This is a genomic window from Mesorhizobium sp. M2A.F.Ca.ET.043.02.1.1 (assembly GCF_003952405.1).
Classification (GTDB): Bacteria; Pseudomonadota; Alphaproteobacteria; order Rhizobiales; family Rhizobiaceae; genus Mesorhizobium.
The window spans coordinates 3,675,443-3,695,070 of record NZ_CP034445.1; the positions used below are offsets into that span (position 1 = coordinate 3,675,443).

General features: G+C 65.2%; 20 protein-coding genes. 8 read left to right on the plus strand and 12 right to left on the minus strand.

Annotation, left to right across the window (positions count from 1 at the left end; genetic code table 11):
- Positions 1 to 44 precede the first annotated feature (44 nt).
- The 4 genes from EJ068_RS17660 to EJ068_RS17675 are packed head-to-tail and all read right to left on the minus strand — an operon-like array spanning position 45 to position 3,926.
- Positions 45 to 1,208, minus strand: coding sequence for an acyl-CoA dehydrogenase (locus tag EJ068_RS17660; protein ID WP_127251747.1), 1,164 nt, complete (start codon positions 1,206 to 1,208; stop codon positions 45 to 47).
- A 4-nt stretch (positions 1,209 to 1,212) separates the two neighbouring features.
- Positions 1,213 to 2,358, minus strand: a complete 1,146-nt coding sequence (locus EJ068_RS17665; RefSeq protein ID WP_127251748.1) for a carnitine 3-dehydrogenase — start codon at positions 2,356 to 2,358, stop codon at positions 1,213 to 1,215.
- Positions 2,359 to 2,360: 2 nt separating this feature from the next.
- Entirely contained in the window at positions 2,361 to 2,987 is a 627-nt protein-coding gene (locus EJ068_RS17670) for an HD domain-containing protein (protein ID WP_127251749.1), read from the minus strand.
- Positions 2,988 to 3,002: 15 nt separating this feature from the next.
- Positions 3,003 to 3,926, minus strand: a complete 924-nt coding sequence (locus EJ068_RS17675) for a 3-keto-5-aminohexanoate cleavage protein (RefSeq protein WP_127251750.1) — start codon at positions 3,924 to 3,926, stop codon at positions 3,003 to 3,005.
- A gap of 124 nt (positions 3,927 to 4,050) precedes the next feature.
- Between EJ068_RS17675 and EJ068_RS17680 the strand changes: the two genes are divergently transcribed.
- Positions 4,051 to 5,031 (plus strand): GlxA family transcriptional regulator, encoded by a 981-nt coding sequence (locus EJ068_RS17680; RefSeq protein ID WP_127251751.1) that lies wholly within the window; start codon positions 4,051 to 4,053, stop codon positions 5,029 to 5,031.
- On the opposite strand, the gene EJ068_RS17685 is transcribed toward EJ068_RS17680, so the two are convergent.
- From EJ068_RS17685 to xylA, 3 genes are all read right to left on the minus strand, one after another.
- A complete protein-coding gene (locus EJ068_RS17685) occupies positions 5,012 to 5,773 on the minus strand; it encodes a TIGR01458 family HAD-type hydrolase (RefSeq protein WP_348527559.1) in 762 nt (253 codons plus the stop codon). The two genes, EJ068_RS17680 and EJ068_RS17685, sit on opposite strands and share 20 nt — an antisense overlap.
- A 91-nt stretch (positions 5,774 to 5,864) precedes the next feature.
- Complete coding sequence (locus EJ068_RS17690; protein ID WP_129554676.1) at positions 5,865 to 6,068, minus strand: hypothetical protein; 204 nt, start codon at positions 6,066 to 6,068, stop codon at positions 5,865 to 5,867.
- A gap of 198 nt (positions 6,069 to 6,266) precedes the next feature.
- A complete protein-coding gene (gene xylA, locus EJ068_RS17695) occupies positions 6,267 to 7,592 on the minus strand; it encodes a xylose isomerase (RefSeq protein ID WP_127251753.1) in 1,326 nt (441 codons plus the stop codon).
- A gap of 112 nt (positions 7,593 to 7,704) precedes the next feature.
- Here xylA and EJ068_RS17700 point away from each other — a divergent pair, with 112 nt between their 5' ends.
- Positions 7,705 to 8,067, plus strand: a complete 363-nt coding sequence (locus tag EJ068_RS17700; RefSeq protein ID WP_127251754.1) for a nuclear transport factor 2 family protein — start codon at positions 7,705 to 7,707, stop codon at positions 8,065 to 8,067.
- Between the two features lie 308 nt (positions 8,068 to 8,375).
- Here the strand turns inward: EJ068_RS17700 and xylB are convergent, their stop codons facing one another.
- The 3 genes from xylB to EJ068_RS17715 form a co-directional block, all read right to left on the minus strand.
- Positions 8,376 to 9,830, minus strand: coding sequence for a xylulokinase (gene xylB / locus EJ068_RS17705; RefSeq protein ID WP_127251755.1), 1,455 nt, complete (start codon positions 9,828 to 9,830; stop codon positions 8,376 to 8,378).
- A gap of 82 nt (positions 9,831 to 9,912) precedes the next feature.
- On the minus strand, positions 9,913 to 11,235 hold the full coding sequence (locus tag EJ068_RS17710; protein WP_127251756.1) for a tetratricopeptide repeat protein: 1,323 nt from the start codon (positions 11,233 to 11,235) through the stop codon (positions 9,913 to 9,915).
- Between the two features lie 115 nt (positions 11,236 to 11,350).
- Complete coding sequence (locus tag EJ068_RS17715) at positions 11,351 to 11,974, minus strand: LysE family translocator (protein ID WP_127251757.1); 624 nt, start codon at positions 11,972 to 11,974, stop codon at positions 11,351 to 11,353.
- A 344-nt stretch (positions 11,975 to 12,318) separates the two neighbouring features.
- Here EJ068_RS17715 and EJ068_RS17720 point away from each other — a divergent pair, with 344 nt between their 5' ends.
- The 6 genes from EJ068_RS17720 to EJ068_RS17745 all read left to right on the plus strand — a co-directional run bounded on the left by EJ068_RS17720 (position 12,319) and on the right by EJ068_RS17745 (position 18,232).
- Complete coding sequence (locus tag EJ068_RS17720; protein ID WP_189439120.1) at positions 12,319 to 12,987, plus strand: L,D-transpeptidase; 669 nt, start codon at positions 12,319 to 12,321, stop codon at positions 12,985 to 12,987.
- 82 nt (positions 12,988 to 13,069) lie between these two features.
- Positions 13,070 to 14,236 carry a diphosphate--fructose-6-phosphate 1-phosphotransferase gene (locus tag EJ068_RS17725; protein ID WP_127251759.1) on the plus strand — a complete coding sequence of 389 codons (1,167 nt, stop codon included), beginning with the start codon at positions 13,070 to 13,072 and terminating at the stop codon, positions 14,234 to 14,236.
- An 11-nt stretch (positions 14,237 to 14,247) separates the two neighbouring features.
- Positions 14,248 to 14,994 (plus strand): MBL fold metallo-hydrolase, encoded by a 747-nt coding sequence (locus tag EJ068_RS17730; protein WP_127251760.1) that lies wholly within the window; start codon positions 14,248 to 14,250, stop codon positions 14,992 to 14,994.
- 186 nt (positions 14,995 to 15,180) lie between these two features.
- Positions 15,181 to 16,725, plus strand: a complete 1,545-nt coding sequence (locus tag EJ068_RS17735; RefSeq protein ID WP_127251761.1) for a DegQ family serine endoprotease — start codon at positions 15,181 to 15,183, stop codon at positions 16,723 to 16,725.
- Positions 16,726 to 16,849: 124 nt separating this feature from the next.
- Positions 16,850 to 17,461 (plus strand): sulfite oxidase-like oxidoreductase, encoded by a 612-nt coding sequence (locus EJ068_RS17740; RefSeq protein WP_042637400.1) that lies wholly within the window; start codon positions 16,850 to 16,852, stop codon positions 17,459 to 17,461.
- A 24-nt stretch (positions 17,462 to 17,485) separates the two neighbouring features.
- Positions 17,486 to 18,232 carry a ferredoxin reductase gene (locus tag EJ068_RS17745; protein WP_126079927.1) on the plus strand — a complete coding sequence of 249 codons (747 nt, stop codon included), beginning with the start codon at positions 17,486 to 17,488 and terminating at the stop codon, positions 18,230 to 18,232.
- A gap of 40 nt (positions 18,233 to 18,272) precedes the next feature.
- Here EJ068_RS17745 and EJ068_RS32690 read toward each other — a convergent pair whose 3' ends face one another.
- The gene (locus EJ068_RS32690; RefSeq protein WP_189342010.1) at positions 18,273 to 18,419 is read right to left on the minus strand and encodes a hypothetical protein; all 147 of its coding nucleotides are present in this window, start codon (positions 18,417 to 18,419) and stop codon (positions 18,273 to 18,275) included.
- Positions 18,420 to 18,509: 90 nt separating this feature from the next.
- Positions 18,510 to 19,610, minus strand: coding sequence for a hybrid-cluster NAD(P)-dependent oxidoreductase (locus EJ068_RS17750; RefSeq protein WP_127251764.1), 1,101 nt, complete (start codon positions 19,608 to 19,610; stop codon positions 18,510 to 18,512).
- Positions 19,611 to 19,628: the final 18 nt, after the last annotated feature.

A 19,628-nucleotide genomic window follows, 5' to 3' on the forward strand; every position in this document is an offset into this window, starting at 1 on the left:
ATGATCCCGTCCAAAGCCGGATTCCGGCTTTGGACCATCATGCTCTAAGCTCCGAACGGACGCAGCAGCGCCCGCGAAATAATATGTCGCTGAATCTCCGACGTGCCCTCCCAGATGCGCTCGACGCGCGCATCGCGCCAGATGCGCTCCAGCGGCAGGTCGTCCATCAGCCCCATGCCGCCATGGATCTGGATCGCTTCGTCGGCGACGAAGGCGAGCATCTCGGTGGCCTTCAGCTTGGCCATCGCCATGTCCTGGTCGGTGACGGTGCCCTGATCGTACTTCCAGCCGGCTTCGAACACCATCAGATCGGCGGCCTTCAGCTCCGTCGCCATGTCGGCGAGCTTGAAGGACACGCCCTGGAACTTGCCGATCGGCTGGCCGAACTGCTGGCGCTGCGCGGCATATTCGATGGCGTGCGACAGAGCGCGCTCGGCACGGCCGAGGCAGGTGGCGCCGACCTGGAGGCGCGTGGCGCCGAGCCAGGAGTTGGCGACGTCGAAGCCCTTGTGCACTTCGCCGAGCACCTGGCTCGCCGGCAGCCGGCAGTCGTCGAACTCAAGGATCGAGTTGGTGTAGCCGCGATGCGAGACATTGCGGTAGCCGTCGCGCACCGTGAAACCCTTGGTGCCCTTGTCGACGAAGAAGGCGGTGATCTTCTTGCGCTTGCCGCGCGGGGTCTCTTCCTCGCCGGAGGCCATGAAACAAATCGCGAAATCGGCGAGATCGGCGTGGCTGATGAAGTGCTTGGTGCCGTTGAGCACCCAGTCCGAGCCGTCCTGCACGGCGGTCGCCTTCATGCCGCGCAGGTCGGAACCTGCGCCGGGTTCGGTCATCGCCAGGCAGTCCCACTTCTCGCCGCGGATGCAGGGGAAGAGGTATTTCTCGCGCTGCTCCGGCGTGCCGGCGAGCAGGATGTTGGAGGGACGCGCCACGCAGGTCCAGTGCAGCGCGTAATTGGCGCGGCCGAGCTCCTTCTCGTAGAGCAGCCAGCTCACCGTATCGAGCCCGGCGCCGCCGACATCGGCCGGCATGTTGGCAGCGTACAGCCCCGCTTCGATCGCCATAGCCTTCAATTCGTCGATCAGCTCGCGGCGCAGCACGCCGGTGCGCTCCACCTCCCGCTCATGCGGGTAGAGCTCGTTCTCGACGAAGGCGCGCGTCGTCTCGACGATGAGCTTCTGTTCTTCCGAGAGACCGAACTGCATCGCCTCAGCCCTTCTTCTTGCCGCTCTTCTTCTTCGGCTTCTCGACCTTCACAGCCTTGGCCGGTTTCGCAGAGTTTGCCGGCTTCGCGGCCTTCTTCGCCGGCTTGGCCGCTTCGGCCTTGGCCGTGACCTTGGCGGAAGCCTTCTTCGCCGCCAGCTTGGCGAGCTGCCTGGTATAGTCCTTGTGCAGCGCGCCGGCGCCCCAGCCCTTGCCCTTGTTCTGCTTCGACAGCGCGTCCATGATCGCGACCAGATTGTCGTCGCGGATCTTCTCCAGCTCGCGGATCGACAGGCCATGTGCCTGCTCGTCCGACTGGGTGGCGATCAGGTCGACCAGCTCGTCGTTGAATTCCGGCACATCCATCAGCTTGGTCCACGGCCATTTCAGGCAAGGCCCGAACTGCGCCATGAAGTGACGCATGCCCGCCTCGCCGCCGGCAACGCGATAGACCTGGAACATGCCCATCTGCGCCCAGCGCAGGCCGAAGGAATAGCGCATGATGTCGTCGAGTTCCTCGACGGTGCAGATGCCGTCCTTGACCAGCCACAGTGCCTCGCGCCATGCGGCTTCGAGCAGACGGTCGCCGACGAAGGCTTCGATCTCCTTGCGCACCACCACAGGCTTCATACCGATCGAGGCGTAGAGCTCCTTGGCGACCTCGATCGCCTCCGGGAAGGTCTGCTCGCCGCCGACGATCTCGACTAGCGGCAGCAGATAGACCGGGTTGAACGGATGGCCAACCACCAGTCGCTCCGGATGCTTCTTCATCGCCACCTGCATGTCGGTCGGCTTGATGCCGGAGGTCGACGAGCCGACGATGGCATTGGCCGGCGCATGCGCGTCGATCTCGGCCAGCACCTTGTGCTTGAGGTCGAGCCGCTCCGGCACGCTTTCCTGGATGAAATCGGCGTCGGCGACTGCTTCGGCGATGGTCTTGGCGAAGGTGAGCTTGCCCTCCTTGGGCAGGCCGCCGGGCAGCATCTGCTTATAGGCGCGGCGCGCGCCCTTCATCACTTCGCCCACCTTGCGTGACGCTTCCGGATCTGGATCGAAGATCGCGACGTCGATGCCGTTCAAGAGCAGCCGCGCCACCCAGCCGGCGCCGATGACGCCGCCGCCGATGGCGGCCGCCTTGTTGATGATGCTCATGGTCAGGCTCCGGTTCTCGTCTTGGCTGTTTCGGGGTCGGTAAGGGCGACGCGCTCGCCGGCGCGGATCACCGCCGGGTCGTAGGCCTTGCGGGCGAAAACTTCGAGCACGAAGGGCCGGAAGAACTCGATCGGCAGCGTCTCGTAATCGGGGTCGAAGCTCGACTGGTCCCAGCGCTCGCAGAACTGGTCGCAATCGTCGAAATAGAGGTGTCCGGCGAAGCGGTCACGGGCGTGGCGATTGCCGCCCAGATGATGCGCGTAATAAAGGCGCTGGAAATCGCCGTGCTTTTCCACCACCCAGGTGCATTGCTCGCGCACGAAGGCCTTCAGGATCGCAGCCGCATATTCGTCGTGGTTGTAGGGCGCGTAGATGTCGCCGATGTCGTGCAGCAGCGCCGAGACGATCCAGTCGGTGTCGGCGCCATCCTTCCAGGCGCGCGTCGCCGCCTGCAGCGAATGGCCGAGCCGGGTGATCTTGTAGCCGGAAAGTCCTTCGTCCAGCTGCACCAGCGCATCGAGCAGCCGGTCGCCGGTTTTGGCGGCATAGTCGATCTCATGGGCGGTCAGGAATTCATAGTCTTCCTTGTCGCCGTCCTTCATCGCGGTGAATTTGACGGTATCAGCCATCACCAACGCCCCGCTTTACGCCGCGGCCGCGATCGGCGCCCGCTTGGTCAGATTGAGCTTCTTGCGCACCTCCTCTGGCCCAAGGATACGGGCGCCGAGATTGGTGACGATGCTGGCGGCGCGCTCGACCAGCTGCGCATTGGTGGCCAGAACGCCCTTGTCGAGCCAGAGATTGTCTTCCAGCCCGACGCGGACATTGCCGCCGGCGAGCACCGCCGCAGCCGCATAGGCCATCTGGTTGCGGCCGATCGAGAAGGCCGACCAGTTCCAGGTCGAGGGCACATTGTTGACCATCGCCATGAAAGTGTTGAGATCGTCAGGCGCGCCCCATGGCACACCCATGCAGAGCTGCACCAGAGCGTCCGCGTTGAGCACTTTCTCCTCGACCAGCTGCTTGGCGAACCACAGATGTCCGGTGTCGAAGGCCTCGATCTCGGGCTTGACGCCCAGCGCCGTCATCATGCCGCCCATGGCGCGCAGCATGCCGGGCGTGTTGGTCATCACATAGTCGGCCTCGGCGAAATTCATCGTGCCGCAATCCAGCGTGCAGATCTCCGGCAGGCACTGGCGCACATGTTTCATGCGGTTGGTGGCGCCGCCCATGTCGGTGCCCTTCTCGTTGAGCGGCAACGGCGCTTCCGGCGAGCCGAACACCATGTCGCCGCCCATGCCGGCGGTGAGGTTCAGCACCACGTCGACATTGGCATCGCGAATGCGCTCGGTCACTTCGCGATAGAGATGCAGGTCGCGCCTAGGCTTGCCGGTCGCGGGATCGCGCACATGGCAGTGCACGATCGCGGCGCCCGCCTTGGCCGCGTCGATCGCCGATTCGGCGATCTGCTTGGGCGAGCGCGGCACATGCGGGCTGCGGTCCTGCGTGCCGCCGGAGCCGGTCACGGCACAGGTAATGAAGACCTCACGGTTCATCGCAAGCGGCATCTTGATCCTCCCAGGGTCGATCGGCCATGCGTGCCGCCAAAAGCGGAAGCCTGTTGGGCTATGCACGGGATAGACACAGAATGACCGACTTGCCGGAAACTGTTTTGCGTTTTACGAAGCGCTCATGATCAAAAGCGAAAAGCCCACCATCTTTCGGTCCGAGCGCGAGACGCTCAAGGTGACGTTCCTTGTGTTCTCGGGCTCGTCGATCATGTGCGTGGCTTCTGCGGTCGATCCGCTGCGCGCCGCAAACCGCATCTCGGGCGAGACGCTGTTCGATTTCAAGCTGGTCTCGGTTACCGGCGAGGCGCCGGTCACCACTTGCGGCCTCCCCGTGGCCGTCAGCGGCCGCTTCGACGCCGCCGAGCCGAGCGACATGCTGGTCGTCGTCGCCGGTTTCGGCACGCAGAACTACGCCACCTCGGCGCTGCTTGCCGGCCTGCGCCGCGCGGCACGCGCCGCGCGCGCCTGCGGCGGCGTCGAGGCCGGCACCTGGCTGGTGGCGCGCGCCGGGCTGCTCGAAGGCCGCAGCGCCACCACCCATTGGGAGGACATGGAGGATTTCTCCGCCGCATTCCCGGGCGTCGACGTGCGGCCGGACCGCTATGTCATCGACGGTCCGGTGTTCACCTCCGGCGGCGCCTCGCCGACCTTCGACCTGATGCTGCACCTCGTCCGCACCAGGCTCGGCATGGCCGCCGCGCTCGATGTGGCGAGCGTCTTCATCTACGACCAGGCGCGCGCCGCGACCGACGCGCAGCCGCTGGTCTCGCTCGGCCGGCTCGACGGCTACGATCCCAGGCTTGCCCAGGCGATCCGGCTGATGGAAGCGCATGTCGACCAGCCGCTCACCATTGACGCCGTGGCCAAGCGCGCCGGCGTCACGGCAAGAACGCTGGAAAGCATCTTTCGCAAATCGATCGGCGAGACGCCCGGCGCCTATTATCTGAGGCTGCGCCTCAGCGCCGCCCGTCGCCTGGTGGTCGACACGCGCATCGCCATGGCCGATATTGCCGGGCGGACCGGCTTCTCGTCCGCCGCAGCATTTTCCAGGGCATTTTCAAGAGCGTTCGGCGAGGCGCCGGTCAGATTGCGGCGCGGCTGAATATCCACTCGGCTGCTGCCGCGAGATCGTCGACCAGCGCTGCGGGAGCCGGATCGAAGCGTGTTTCGTCGCCGGGACGATATTTGCCGGTGCGCACCAGAAGCGCCGCGCCAAGCCCGGCGCGCAGCGCGCCGGCGACATCGCCCTCGGCGTCGTCGCCGACCATGACCGCATCGGCCGCCGGGCAGTCCAGGTCCGCAAGCGCCGAGAGAAAGAAATCCGGCGACGGCTTGCCGAGCACCACGGGGCTTCGTCCGCTGGCGAATTCCAGCGCTGCGACGAAGGCGCCGGCGTCGAGGCTGAGCTGGCCGTCGGCATCCTTGAAGGTGCGATTGACGGCAAGCGCCACGAAATCGGCACCGGCGGCAAGCTCGCGGAATGTCCGGTTCAGGCTCGCATGGTCGAAGCCCTCGCCGGCATCGCCGACGACGACAGCACGCCCGTTCCCGCCCTCCAGTCCGGAAAACTCGGCTTCGAGGTCGGGATGGACGAGCAGATGCGGCTGGCGGTCGTGATTGCGCAGCCATTCGACCGCGGCGCGCGCCGGCGTCAGCAACTCTTCGTCCGCGACGTCGATGCCCATGGCCACAAGCTGCGCGATGATCTTGCTGCGCGGCGAGCGTGTCGTGTTGCTGACGAAACGCAGCGGCAGGCCGGCCTTACGCAGACGTTCGATAGCCGCGGCCGCGCCTGGTATCGGGGTATCGCCATCGTAGACGACACCCAGAAGATCGAGCAGCACCGCGCGTATCATCGGCGCAGGATGGAGAAACGGTCTCCGTTCGTCAAACCAGGAGAAAATCAGGCCACGAGAGAATCAGGCCACGGAAGAATCAGGCGGCGTCGCGGCCTTCGCCGACGATGCGCGAGCGCATGCTCTTGGCCAGCGCCGTTTCGAGCCGCGCGGCAACCGCGCGATCCCATTCATTTGTCTGGCGCGCATTGTCTTTCGAGTGCGGCAATGCCATCAGCCGGTCGATGATCGATCCGGTTTCGCCGGACGAGAGCAGGGCGTCGATTTCGCGTTCGTGCTGCATATCGGTTCGCCTCCTTCTTCTTCACCCGCCACAGGAGCCACGTTTATACGAGATCCGTGACGGCTGTTTGAAGGCAAGAACGAGGTGATTGAGGGGCAGCGCGGGGCAAAGTTTTGTCGCGTGATTCAGCCCACGCGAATGCAATTTCAGGCCTGCCTCGCGTCCCGATTGCTCGGGCGCGAGGCAGCGTGCCGTTCTTTAAACATACCTGTTGACGATGTTCTCCAGCAGCTCCTGCCGGCCGGAGCGCGGCTGCGGCTCGATCTTCTTCTTCACCACGCGCTCGGCGATCTCCTCCAGCGTGCGCTTGCCGGAAAGCATGGCCTTGCCTTCGGCGGTGTTCCAGCCGGCATAGCGTTCGGCGAGCGGACCGGACAGCGCCTTGTCCTCGATCATCTTCGCCGCCGCCTTCAGGCCGCGCGCGCAGGCATCCATGCCGCCGATATGGCCGATCAGGAGGTCGTCCGGATCGAGCGACTGGCGCCGGAGCTTGGCGTCGAAATTGGTGCCGCCGGTCTTGAAGCCGCCGCCCTGCAGCACCTGGTAATAGGCCAGGGCCATTTCCGGCACATTGTTGGGGAACTGGTCGGTGTCCCAGCCCGACTGATAGTCGTTGCGGTTCATGTCGATAGAGCCGAAGACGCCAAGCGCATTGGCCAGCGCCAACTCGTGTTCGAAGGAATGGCCGGCGAGGATCGCGTGGCCCTGCTCGATGTTGAGCTTGACCTCCTTCTCCAGGCCGAAGCGCTTGAGGAAGCCGTAAACGGTCGCGACGTCGTAGTCGTACTGGTGTTTTGTGGGCTCCTGCGGCTTCGGCTCGATCAGGATCGTGCCCTTGAAGCCGATCTTGTGCTTGTAGTCGACGACGAGGTTGAGGAAGCGGCCGGCCTGTTCCTGCTCGCGGGCGAGGTCGGTGTTGAGCAAGGTCTCATAGCCCTCGCGTCCGCCCCACAGCACGTAGTTCTCGCCCTTCAGCTTCTTCGTCACGTCGATGCACTTCTTCACCGTCGCCGCTGCATAGGCGAACACATCCGGATCGGGATTGGTGGCCGCGCCCGACATGAAGCGGCGGTGCGAGAACAGGTTCGCCGTGCCCCAGAGCAGCTTGACGCCGGTCTTTTTCATTTTGTCGGCGAAATAGTCGGTGATCTCGTCGAGGCGCGCCGCGCTCTCGGAGAAATCCTTGCCTTCCGGGCGCACGTCGGCGTCGTGGAAGCAGAAATAGGGCGCGCCGAGCAGCGAGAACATCTCGAAGGCGACATCGGCCTTGAGCCTGGCCAGATCCATCGTGTCGATGCCGCCCGGCTTGGCGAACCAGGGCCGGTCGAAGGTCTGGCCGCCGAACGGGTCGCCGCCCGGCCAGGCGAAGGAATGCCAGTAGGCGACGGCGAAGCGCAGATGGTCTTCCAGCCGCTTGCCGGCCACCACCTCGTCCGGGTTGTAGAAGCGATAGGCCAGCGGATTGGTCGAATCCGGTCCCTCATATTTGATCTTCTTGATGTCGCCGAAAAATCCGCTGCTCATGGTTTCCTTCCTCTCCGGGTGCATTCGCCCGATTACCTCAGGCGTAATTGGTTTCGCTTCTGCGGGGCGCCAAAAAGGTCATGTCGAAACGATCCAACGAAGGAGCATTACAATGACCGACCTCAACACGATCGCCCGCAACTACATCGCCGCCTGGAACGAGAGCGATGCGATCCGCCGCAAGGCGCTGCTCGAAGCTGCCTTCACCAGCGATGTCAGCTATCGCGACCCGGTCATGCAGGGCGACGGCCATGACGGCGTCGCGGCCCTCATCAACGGCGTGCAGCAGCGCTTCGCCGGTTTCCGGTTTTCGCTGAAGGGTGAACCGGACGGTTTCGCCGACCGCATCCGCTTCTCGTGGAATCTTGGGCCCGAAGGGACGGAGTCCGTCATCGAGGGCACCGATATCGGCGTCATCGAGAACGGCCGCCTGAAGAGCGTCACCGGGTTTTTGGACAAGGTGCCGGCGAAGTGAGGCTATCCGGGTAAGGCAGGCGCGAGGCCCCCCTCTCTGGCCTGCCCGCTCCGGCCCTTCGCTATCGCTCCGGGCGTTCGTCGTTCGGAAAGCCAAGCAATTGGCTTTCCGCCCGCTGCGCGGACCACTCCTCACCCCCCTCAAGGGGGGAGATCGGATGTCGCTTCGGCTTTCGCCAATCTCCAGCGTTGCAGGAGGGAGCGGGGCATTCCAACTGTCAATCTCCCCCCTTGAGGGGGAGATGGCCGGCAGGGCAGAGAGGGGGGCCTCGCGCCCGCTCATGCGACTACGAGGTGCCTCGCGCCTGCTCACGCAGTTACAGCCCTTATCGCCGGATAGAGCGCGCGATACCTCTGATAGGCATCCGCAAAAGCCCCACCAAGCCCCGCATCCGGCTCAACCGTCGCGTCCGTCGCCGGCGCGGTGCATACCGCAAGCGGATCGGCGCCGGTCGCGGCGATCAACCCGAGCCTTGCCGCGCCAAACGCCGCGCCGAAATCGCCATCGGCCGGAATATCGACCGGCACCTGCAGCGCGGTGGCGATCGCCTTCAGCCAGTAGCGCGAGCGCGAGCCGCCGCCGATCGCAGTGACCCGGCTCAATGTCGTCCCGGCCGTCTTCAGCGCTTCGAGGCTGTCGCGGAAGGCAAAGGCGACGCCTTCCAGCACCGCCTGCGTCAGCACGGCCCGACTCGATTGATGCGCAAGCCCCGTGAAACAGCCGCGAATGGCGGAATCATTATGCGGCGTCCGCTCGCCGGAGAGATAGGGCAGGAAAGAGACGCCCGTCGGCGCCTTGAGCGTGTCGCCGAGCTCGCCGGTCAGGTCGCCGGCGCTCTTGCCGGTGATTTCCGAAAGCCAGTTGAGCGAATCGGTGGCCGACAGGATCACGCCCATCTGGTGCCAGGTGTTGGGCAGTGCGTGGCAGAAGGTGTGCACCGCGCTTTCCGGATTGGGCAAATAGGAGGCGTTGGCGGCGAAGAGCACGCCCGACGTGCCCAGCGAAACGAAGGCATGCCCGGCGCCGACCGTGCCCATGCCGCAGGCCGAGGCTGCATTGTCGCCGGCGCCGCCGGCAATCGGGATGCCCGACGCGATGCCCCATTTGGACGCGAGTTCACCCCGCAAGCCACCGGCCTTGGCCGTGCCTTCTACCAGAGACGGCATGTGCTTCTCGTCGAGCGATGTCGCCGCCAGCAACTCGGGCGCCCAGCGGCGCTCGCCGACATCGAGCCATGAGGTGCCGGCCGAATCCGACATTTCCGAGATGTGTTCGCCGGTCAGCCAGAGCCGCAGATAGTCCTTGGGCAAAAGCACCTTGGCGATCTTGGCGAAGATTGCCGGCTCGTTGGTCTTCACCCAGGCAAGCTTGGGCGCGGTGAAGCCAGGGAAAACGATGTTGCCGGTGAGCTTGCGGAAGCGCGGATCGGCATCGAGCGCCGCCGCCTCGACATGGCTGCGCGTGTCGTTCCACAGGATGCAGGGGCGCAGCACCTTGTCCGATTGATCAAGCAGAGTGGCGCCATGCATCTGGCCGGAAAGGCCGATGCCCTTGACCGCCGCCAGCTCTTTCGGATGCGAAGCCTTGAGTTCGGCAATCGCCGTCTCGCTGGCCTCGATCCAATGCGCCGGATCCTGCTCCGACCAGCCGGGATGCGGCCGCGAGACGTCGAGCGAGCCATGGCCGGCGCCAATGACCTTCTGGTCGTCGTCGATCAGCAGCGCCTTGACGCCCGAAGTGCCCAGGTCGAGGCCGAGATACATGATTTCCTCCCACGGCCATTAATTTTTTCGGATCTCGAAAAAATCTGGCTTGGCCAGTTTTTAGGGCAAGATCCGTCCCGGGTCAATTCTCAGACAAATCGAATGCGCGCCGCGAGAACAACGTCGACAAGGGGCTGTCCGGCCGCGCCAGCTGCCGTTCGGCGGCAAGCGCTCGCGCCAGCGCCTGATCGCCGGCGCGCAACGCGGCCTCTATCAGCGTCAGGTCGATGACGTCGCGTTGCGCATGGCTGCCGCCGAAGCGATGCGCGATCGAGCGGATCGGCCGTATCAGCCGCACGGCCTCATCGTAGCGGCCCTCGCCGAAGGCCTTGATGGCTAAGGTCAGCGGGTGGCCGACATCGCGCGTGAAGGCGGCATTGTCGTCGCTGCCGCGCATCGCTTCGCGCTGCGCCTCGAGCAGCGTCTTTGCCGGCGCTTCCAGCCCGGCGCCGACAAAGGCCATCATCGCATGCGCGTCATTGAAGGCATAATTGCCGCCGCCGGCCTTGTGCCAGTTGTCGGCCAGAGCCGTCCAGCGGCCGCCGACATCGACGCCGCCGAGGCGCAGCCGCCACAGGATTGCCGAGGCATCGACCATGTTGAGCGCCATCGTCGATGCCTCGCCATAAATCGGGCCGTCATAGAGCGCCAGCACCTCGGCGACCTCGCCGAGGTCGTAGTGGAACAGCGCCAGATGCCACCAATTGTGCACCTTGAGGAAGCTTTCCCTGGTCCAGGCGTCGGGATTGGCGCGCATCCAAGCAATGCCGTCTTTTTGCCGGCTCTGCATCTCCATGACATGGGCGACGGCGTGCTGCGCCCAGCCGTCGCGCGGCTCGATCTCGACAGCCGTGCGGCCAAGCCGTTCGGCGCGGGCATAATCGCCCATTTCCTCCAGTCCGAAGGCCTGCATGCCGAGGACCGCATGATAGCCGGGCATGTCGCTTCGCCAGGATGGCAAGGCGCGGCCGATGCGGTCGCGCAGCATGCGGGCATTGCCGGTGAAGAAATCAATCTGATGCCCGGTCAACAGCGCCACGAGATCGAGCGGATGGTCGATGGCGACATCCTCGAGGATGCGGGAGGCCTCATGCCAGCGCCCCCAGGCAAGATGGCCGAGGGCCGCGACATGCGCCCGCTCGCGCGCCGTGGCGGCGAGCGGCAAGGCCGCCTCGTGGCATGCCCTGGCCACGAGCGTTGCCTCGCGCTCGGTGGCGAGGCCAAAGAGGTAACCCTTCAACACATGCGCCATGACGAAGCCGGGATCCTCGGCGATCGCGCGATCGGCGGAGCCGACCGGATCGCCGATGAAACATTGCAGCTCATGCACGGCGCGGGCGTAGGATGAAAACCCGGCTTCGGTCGCGCCCGAGTAAGCCAGGCCGAATGCGTCCTTCAGCGCCATTCTGTGTCCTTCGACGATCGCGAATTTGCTGTCTGGAGCCCGATCCTAAAGCATCGGCGAGGAGCGTGCCAACCCGTGGTCGATAGTGCCTCAGGCCTGCCGGGCGTGCGCCGCCTCAATTCCCCGACCGCATCGCCACCGTGGCGATGCCGGCGCCGACCAGCAACGTGCCGCCGGTGCGGTTGAAGATGCGGATGGCCTTCGGGTTGCGCACGATGGCGCGGGCCCTCGATGCGACCAGCGCGTAGCCGAAGGCATTGGCGAAGGCCAAGGTCAGGAAAGTCGTCTCGAAGATCAGCATCTGCGTCCAGAAGTCGGCGTGCCGGTCGAGGAACTGCGGCAGAAAGGCGACGAAGAAGGTGATGCTCTTCGGGTTCAGCGCCGTCACCAGCCAGGCATGCGCCATCATCCTTGCCGCCGAAACCGTGTCGGTGCGCGGCTCGGCCCTCAGCGCGCCGCCGGCGCGGAACAGTTTTATGCCGAGATAGACGAGGTAGCCGGCGCCAATCACTTTGAGCACGGTGAACACGGTGGCCGAAGCCGCGAGCAGCGCGCCGATGCCCAGCATCGACAGCGTCATGGCGGTGAAGTCGCCCAGCGCGACGCCCACCGCCATCGGCAGCGCGGTGCGCCAGCCCTGGCCCAGCGCATAGGAGACGACCAAAAGGATCGTCGGGCCCGGAATGACGAGAAGGATGGAAGAGGCGGCGGCGAAGGCAGCCCAGTTTTCGAAGGACATTTCCCTGCTCCTTGAGCGCAAAGAAAAGGATAAATCCTGGGGTCGTCGGGAATGTAAAGGGGCCGCCGGAAAAATCTTCAGCGAAAATCTTCAACGCCTCGACCGGTAGCCCCATCAACCGGCGAAACGGTCCGTTAGGGTTAAGCCGGACCGCGCCCTTTCACGCTTTTTCAACCATGAGTGACGAAAATGCCCTTATCCGGCCGGACCGTGCTTCCCGCCGGCAGCGTAGGGTTTGGTGTATGCGCGAGTTGCCGCAAAGTCTGACGCCGCCTTCCAACGGCGCCGCAATCGATACCGAAATTCAGCTTTCCCGCCGTGCCTTGCTTTCCGGCGCCGGCGCCATGGCGCTGCTGGGCCTTGCCGGCTGCACCACCACCGACACGCTCGACCTGCCGCAAATGCAGCTCGACAACACCGTCACTGGTTCCGTGCCGCCGATGCGTCCGGCGATCAGCGTCGACAAGAACGTCACCGGCCCGGACGTCATGTACGCCTCCCTCACCGATGGCGGCTTCGAGGTGCCTGCTGTGCCGTGGCAGAAGGTCAAGCCGCAGTTCCGCCGCCAGATCGTCGTCGACAAGACCGGCGAGGCGCCCGGCACCATCGTCGTCCATCTCGAGGAGCGCATGCTCTATCTCGTCCAGCCGGGCGGCGATGCTATCCGTTACGGCGTCGGCATCGGCAAGGACGGCTTCCGCTGGTCGGGCCGCGCCAACATCCAGTATGGCCGCGAATGGCCGGTCTGGACGCCGCCGCCGGAGATGATTCAGCGCAAGCCGGAGCTGGTGAAATGGCAGGGCGGCCAGCCCGGCGGCCTCACCAATCCGCTCGGCGCCCGTGCGCTCTACATCTACCAGAACGGCAAGGATACCGGCTACCGCATCCACGGCTCGCCCGAATGGTGGAGCATCGGCCAGGCGATGTCATCGGGCTGCGTGCGCCTGATCAACCAGGACATCATCGACCTCTACAGCCGCGTCTCCAAGAAGAACCCGGTCGTCGTGGTCTGATCGGGTCCGTCGGCCCACTCTTCCGTTGCGCGATGCCGCAAGACAGGCGAAGGTGCCCTGAAAACTTCGGGAGAGAACGAGCATGGCTGGAACCTTCGTCATCGCGCAGGGCGGCGGCCCGACCGCCGTCATCAACCAGACGGTCGTCGGCGCCACGCTGGAAATCCGCAAGCGTCATCCCGGCGCCAGGGTGCTGGGCTCGATCCATGGTGTGCGCGGCATCCGCGACGGCAACTATGTCGATCTCTCCGCCATCCCCGAGGATCGGCTGCGGCTGATCGCCGGCACGCCAAGCGCCGCCCTTGGCTCGACCCGCGACAAGCCGGACGCCGCCTATTGCGAGGTCATCCTCAACGGCCTGAAGAAGGTCGGCGCCGACGCCTTCATCTATATCGGCGGCAACGACACCTCGGGCACGCAGCAGATCCTGACCGATGCCGCCGGCGGCTCGATCGCCTTCGTGCATGCGCCGAAGACCATCGACAACGACCTTGAGGAGAACGACCACACGCCGGGCTTCATCTCGGCGGCCGAGTTCGTCGCAGGCGCCTTTCTCTCCGTCGACCTCGATTTCCGCGCCTTGCCCGGCATCTATGTAGGCATCGTCATGGGCCGGCATGCGGGCTTCCTCACCGCCGCAGCGGCCGCCTGGCAGCTCGATCCCGACAGCGGCCCGCATCTGGTCTACGTGCCGGAGCGCGCCTTCTCGGCGAAGCGCTTCATCGATGAAGTGCGCGAGAAGCTGGACCGCCACAAGCGCTGCATCGTCGCCGTCTCGGAAGGCGTCAGCACCGCCGACGGCAAGGCGCTGGTCGAAAGCCTGGTGCCGCCGGAGAAGCTTGAGCGCGATCAGCACGGCAACGTCAAGCTGTCGGGCAGCGACCTGCCGGCGGCGCTCGAACGAGCCCTGGCCGAAGGCCTGCCCGGCAAGCGCGCACGCGTCGATGCTTTAGGCTACATGCCGCGCGGCTATGTCGGCGCCATCAGCGCCGTCGACGCCCAGGAGGCTTTCGACGCCGGCGCCTTCGCGGTCGCCGTCGCCGGGGAAGGTGGCGGCTCGGTTGCGATCCAGTATGATGGGTCGAAGACCGTGCTGAAAAAGGTGCCGCTGAAGGCGGTGGCCGGCAAGACCCGCCATATGCCCGACGATTTCATGCAGCCGGACGCCAACCAGCTTTCAGACGCGGGCATGGCCTATCTGAAGCGTCTCGTGCCGGAAAAGTACAAGGTAGGGAAGCCGTTCGTCTGATGGGCGGTCCGATGCCCGAGCTTGAGGTCGGCGACTGGTTCGGCAAGGCGACAGTCGATGCCGGCACGACGGTGTTGACCGAGCCCTTCGTGCATGATTTCGTGCGCGCCAATATCTGGCATTTGAAAGGCCGCGATGCGGACCTTCTGGTCGACACCGGCATGGGCATCCGTCCGCTGGCGCCTGAGGTCGACACGCCGCCCGGCAAGCCGCTCATCGTCGTTGCCACGCACATCCATCTCGACCATGTCGGCTCGCTGCACGAATTTCCTCTCAGGATGGGACCGAAGGTCAGCGCGGCTAAGTTCGACGGCATGGATGATACCGTCACCTACGCCTACATGTTCCACAATCTCGACGGCGCCGTCTCGAAACTGCCGGCACCGGACTGGAAGGCGGCCGACTATCGCATTCCTTCCGCGCCGCTGAACCGCGCGCTCGACGAGGGCGATGTCGTCGATCTCGGCGACCGGAAGTTCCGTGTGCTGCATCTGCCCGGACACTCGCCCGATTCCATCGCGCTCTTCGACGAGATCGACGGCCTCTTCTTTGCAGGCGACGCGATCTATGACGGCATGCTGATCGACGACCTGCCGGATTCCGACCGCACGGCCTATTGCCGCACCATGCAGCGCCTGCTCGACCTGCCGATCCGCATCGGCCATGGCGGCCACGGCCCGAGTTTCGATCGCGCCAGAATGCACGAAATTGCCTCCTCTTATCTGCGCCGGCGGCAGCGGTTCGTGAGCGCTTCCTGAATTAAATCTTTGTAAGGTCACCGCAAAACCCTAATTCAGGCCATTCGGCGACCTAGATGCTTGTCTGTCGAGACGGCCGGCTGCCATGCACGGCGAGACAGGCAGATCCGGCCATCGGCACGTTGACGGACGCTTCCGTGGGAGCGCCCGCGACGCCGGATCAACTCTCGCCCGGACAGAACGACCATGTCACCATCAAGCATTCTTCGCAGACATCGCGTCGCCGCCCTGCTGGGCGCCGCGCTGATCATTTCTCCCGTCGTCGTCTCCTTTGCCCAGAACAATTCCGGCCTGAGCACGGTGGCCGCTACGACCCAGACCCCGGTCGCCGGCATCACGGCCCCCAACGGCTCTTTCGCCCCGGTAATCGCCGTCACCAAGCCGGCGGTCGTCACGATCACCTCGATCATGAAGGCGCAGCCACAGGTGGGTGATGACGGTTCGCCCCTTGGCGGCAATGTGCCATTCGACCAGTTCTTCCAGCAGTTCTTCGGTGACCAGGACATGCCGATGCCGCGCACGCCGCCGCAGCAGCAGGGGCAGCGGGCCGAGGCGCTCGGCTCCGGCTTCATCGTCGGCGCCGACGGCACCATCGTGACCAACAATCACGTCATCGATGGCGCAAGCTCAATCAAGGTGACGCTCGACGACGGCACCGAGCTTCCAGCCAAGCTCGTCGGCCATGACGCCAAGAACGATCTCGCAGTGCTCAAGATCAAGGCCGACAAGCCGCTGCCGACCGTCAAATGGGGCGATTCCAGCAAGCTGATGACCGGCGACCAGGTGCTGGCGATCGGCAATCCGTTCGGCATCGGCACCACCGTCACCGCCGGCATCGTCTCGGCGCGCGGCCGCGACCTGCACAGCGGGCCGTTCGACGACTTCATCCAGATCGATGCGCCGATCAACCACGGCAATTCCGGCGGCCCGCTGGTCGACGTCAACGGCAATGTCATCGGCATCAACACCGCCATCTATTCGCCCAATGGCGGCAGCGTCGGCGTCGGCTTCGCCATCCCGTCGGATCAGGCTGAGAAGGTCGTCGCCAAGCTGATGAAGGGCGGCGACATCGAATACGGCTATCTCGGCGTGCAGATCCAGCCGGTCACGCCTGATGTAGCCAGTGCCATCGGCCTCGACCATCCCGGTGGCGCGCTGGTTTCCCAGGTCACCGACGGATCGCCGGCGGCCAAGGCCGGCATTGAAACCGGCGATGTCATCACCGGCTTCGGCGGTCAGGAGATCAAGGATCCCAAGGACCTGTCGCGCGCCGTCGCCGACGTGTCGCCTGGTGCGAAGGAGACCGTCAACATCTGGCGCAAGGGCAAGGCGATGCAGATCTCCGCCGATGTCGGCCGCAACGCCGAAGATCAGAAGACGGCGTCGAGCGGCAATGAAGGCCGCGGCCCGTCGGCCGAACAGGGCTTGCGCGTTCCATCGCTCGGCCTCGGCCTGACCGACCTCACGCCCGATATCCGCGACCAGCTCAACCTTGCCGGCAACCAGCGCGGCGCGGTGGTCGAGCGGGTCAATCCGGACAAGGCGGCTTCGGCCGCCGGCATCCAGCCGGGCGACGTCATCGTCGGTGTCGACCAGACGCCGGTGAAGACGGCCAGGCAGGCCAATCAGGCGATCGCCGAGGCCGGCAAGTCCGGCAGGAAGTCGGTTCTCCTGCTGATCGATCGCGGTGACGCGCAGATCTTCGTCGCCGTGCCTTTCGCCGCCGGCTGAGAAGCGCTTCGGCAGGGCCTGCCGGTATCTTCGGCGGGCTCTGCCTCAAGATTTCTGTTGCCCCCCGAGGCGTATTCGAGAACACTCCCTGCAGTCGATCAAATCCGGCACGAGGGATGTCTTGATGGTCACGCGCGGCTTCTTTTCCGGACGGCGTCCCCCTTCCGACACCGATGCGCGCATTCCGCCCGGCCAGTATCTGGAGCAGGGTTTTCCCGTGCTTTCGGCCGGGCCGACGCCGCGCGTGCGCACGGAGGATTGGTCTTTCACCCTCAAGCAGGGGCCGAAGCCAATCAAGAAATGGAACTGGGCGGAGTTCAACGCGCTGCCGCAAAGCAAGATGACGCGCGACATCCATTGCGTGACGGCCTGGACAAAATTCAACACGCCCTGGCAGGGCGTCATGATCGACGACATCCTCGCCGACGCCGGCATCGAGCCGCCGACCGCCTACACGCTGGCGCTGTCCTTTGACGGCTATTCCACCAATGTGCCGACCAAGGACCTCGTCACCGGCAAGGCGATGGTGGCGCTGCTCTATGAAGGCAAGCCGATCACGCCGGATCATGGCGGGCCGGCACGGCTATTGGTGCCGCACCTCTATTTCTGGAAGTCGGCCAAATGGGTGAACGGGCTGCAGTTCACCGAGCGCGACGAACCGGGCTTCTGGGAGCTTCGCGGCTATCACATGTATGGCGACCCCTGGCGCGAGCAGCGCTATTCCAGCGACCCGTGAGGGGCGACGCGTGAGCAGCAATCGATGAGCGCCGAGCCGTCGCCGCAATCGCCCTGGCAGGCAGCCACGATCACCCGCATCGAAAAGCGCACGCCGCGCGTCACCAGCTTCTGGTTCCAGCCGTCGCGGCCTTTCGCTCACCTTGCCGGACAGCATGTCGACATCAGGCTGACGGCCCCGGACGGCTACCAGGCGCGCCGCTCCTATTCCATCGCCTCGGCGCCAGAAGCAGGCGGCGGCGTCGAGCTGGCGATCGAGCGGCTGGACGACGGCGAGGTCTCGCCCTTCTTTCACGACGTGGCCGCCGTCGGCGACGAGATCGAGCTGCGCGGGCCGCTGGGCGGCCATTTCATCTGGGAGGAGAGCGACGGCGGGCCGATCCTTCTGGTCGGCGGCGGCTCGGGCGTTGTGCCGCTGATGGCGATGGTGCGTCATCGCACGCTGCGCAACACGGCGGTGCCCGTCGCGCTGGTGTTTTCGGCGCGGGTCTGGGACGAGGTAATCTTCCGCGACGAGCTGATCGGCCTCGACGACCGTCGCGACGGATTCGACCTGGTTTTGACGCTGACCCGCGAACCGGCGAGGCGGCCCTCCGATTATTCCCGGCGCGTCGACGCCCGCATGATGGCGCAGGCCGTCGAGCGCCTGCCCAAGACGCCAAGGCTCGCCTATGTCTGCGGCTCGAATGCGTTCGTCTCGGCCGCCGCCGACGCCTTGATCGGCGCCGGCGTTCCGGCGGGGATCATCCGCACCGAGCGCTACGGGGTTTAGATCATGATCCCGAAAAGTGGGTGCCGGTTTTCGGGAGGGATCATGCTTCAACAAAGAGCATGATCCCGGAAAGTGGGAACCGGTTTTCGGAAGAGATCATGCTCCAACAAAGAGCTGGATCAGGATGGCGATTCAACGGAAAATCATCCTGATCCGGCGCGCCGATTGCTCGGCGAGCCTTCGCCACGAGACGCCTCCGGGCACTGAACTTCTGTTCGGCAGGACAGCGGCCGGCGAGGGTGTTCCCGCAACGGCCCTTGCCTCGACCGACAAGCCTTCAGGCCTCGATGTCCAGCGCCGACAACGGCCTCGAACAGCAGGCCAGGATATAGCCGTCATCGATCTCGTGATCGAGAATGCCGCCATTGTGGCTCATCGAAACCTCGCCGGAGACCTTTTTCACCTTGCAGGTGCCGCAGAGACCGAACTCGCAGGCCGCCGGGATCCTGACGCCCGAAGCGCGCGCCGTCTGCAGCACGGTCTGTCCGGGGACGCATTCCGCACCGACGTTTGAAAGCGAAAAGCGGACCGGCGTCACCGCCTCGGCGAGCGGCTTGGCTTCGTCGCCGGCCGGCATCGCGAACGGCGCCGGGACTTCTTCCACGGCCGGCGCCGCGAAGCTCTCCTGATGGTAGCGGCTCATGTCGAAGCCGGCGGCCTCCAGCATCTGGCGCACGGCGCGCATGAAGGGGTCGGGCCCGCAGCAGAAGATTTCCCGCTCGCGGAAATCGGGTGCCAGAAGCGGCAGCCGGATCGCGTCGATGCGGCCCATATGGCCGAACCAGCCCTCGCGGCTCGACCGCTCCTCGATCATGAAGCCGAGCGACAGGCCGGGCATGCGGCTGCCGAGCAGTTCGAGCTCCTTGCGGAAGATGATCTCTTCCGGCCGCCGCGCGCAATTGACGAAACCGACATCGGTCCAGGGCGCGCAGTCGTTCAGCCAGCGCAGCATCGACATCATCGGCGTGACGCCGGAACCGGCCGAAATGAACAGATATTTGGCCGCCGGATGGCTGTGCAGCGAGAAATCGCCGGTCGGCCCATAGGCCTTCACATGGACGCCGGGCTTCAGATTGTCGAACATCCAGCGCGTGCCGACGCTGTCGGCTCGCGCTTTCACCGTCACCGCGATCGAGAACGGCCGCGACGGCGAGGACGACAGCGTGTAGGTCCGCATCAGCGGCCCGTCGGCCGTCGGCAATTCCAGCGTCACGAACTGCCCGGGTTTGTAGCGGAACCAGGTCTGATTGTCGGAGCGGAATGTGAACGTCTTCACCTGCGGCGCCTCGTCGCTGACGCCGATCACTTCCAGCACCTGCAGCCTGTCGTTCCAGGGCGCCATCTCGTCGAGATGGCGATAGAGGCCGAGATCCGTCATCGCGTTCATCTCCTTAGC

Coding starts and splice junctions, on each gene's coding strand:
- EJ068_RS17740 (WP_042637400.1), top strand. CDS start 16,850: ATGGTCACGCGCGGCTTCTTTTCCGGACGGCGTCCCCCTTCCGACACC.
- xylB (WP_127251755.1), bottom strand. CDS start 9,830: ATGTATCTCGGCCTCGACCTGGGCACTTCGGGCGTCAAGGCGCTGCTG.
- EJ068_RS17745 (WP_126079927.1), top strand. CDS start 17,486: ATGAGCGCCGAGCCGTCGCCGCAATCGCCCTGGCAGGCAGCCACGATC.
- EJ068_RS17680 (WP_127251751.1), top strand. CDS start 4,051: ATGATCAAAAGCGAAAAGCCCACCATCTTTCGGTCCGAGCGCGAGACG.
- EJ068_RS17700 (WP_127251754.1), top strand. CDS start 7,705: ATGACCGACCTCAACACGATCGCCCGCAACTACATCGCCGCCTGGAAC.
- EJ068_RS17715 (WP_127251757.1), bottom strand. CDS start 11,974: ATGTCCTTCGAAAACTGGGCTGCCTTCGCCGCCGCCTCTTCCATCCTT.
- EJ068_RS17725 (WP_127251759.1), top strand. CDS start 13,070: ATGGCTGGAACCTTCGTCATCGCGCAGGGCGGCGGCCCGACCGCCGTC.
- EJ068_RS17750 (WP_127251764.1), bottom strand. CDS start 19,610: ATGACGGATCTCGGCCTCTATCGCCATCTCGACGAGATGGCGCCCTGG.
- EJ068_RS17675 (WP_127251750.1), bottom strand. CDS start 3,926: ATGCCGCTTGCGATGAACCGTGAGGTCTTCATTACCTGTGCCGTGACC.
- EJ068_RS17710 (WP_127251756.1), bottom strand. CDS start 11,235: ATGGCGCTGAAGGACGCATTCGGCCTGGCTTACTCGGGCGCGACCGAA.
- EJ068_RS17665 (WP_127251748.1), bottom strand. CDS start 2,358: ATGAGCATCATCAACAAGGCGGCCGCCATCGGCGGCGGCGTCATCGGC.
- EJ068_RS17690 (WP_129554676.1), bottom strand. CDS start 6,068: ATGCAGCACGAACGCGAAATCGACGCCCTGCTCTCGTCCGGCGAAACC.
- xylA (WP_127251753.1), bottom strand. CDS start 7,592: ATGAGCAGCGGATTTTTCGGCGACATCAAGAAGATCAAATATGAGGGA.
- EJ068_RS17720 (WP_189439120.1), top strand. CDS start 12,319: ATGGCGCTGCTGGGCCTTGCCGGCTGCACCACCACCGACACGCTCGAC.
- EJ068_RS17735 (WP_127251761.1), top strand. CDS start 15,181: ATGTCACCATCAAGCATTCTTCGCAGACATCGCGTCGCCGCCCTGCTG.
- EJ068_RS17670 (WP_127251749.1), bottom strand. CDS start 2,987: ATGGCTGATACCGTCAAATTCACCGCGATGAAGGACGGCGACAAGGAA.
- EJ068_RS17660 (WP_127251747.1), bottom strand. CDS start 1,208: ATGCAGTTCGGTCTCTCGGAAGAACAGAAGCTCATCGTCGAGACGACG.
- EJ068_RS17730 (WP_127251760.1), top strand. CDS start 14,248: ATGCCCGAGCTTGAGGTCGGCGACTGGTTCGGCAAGGCGACAGTCGAT.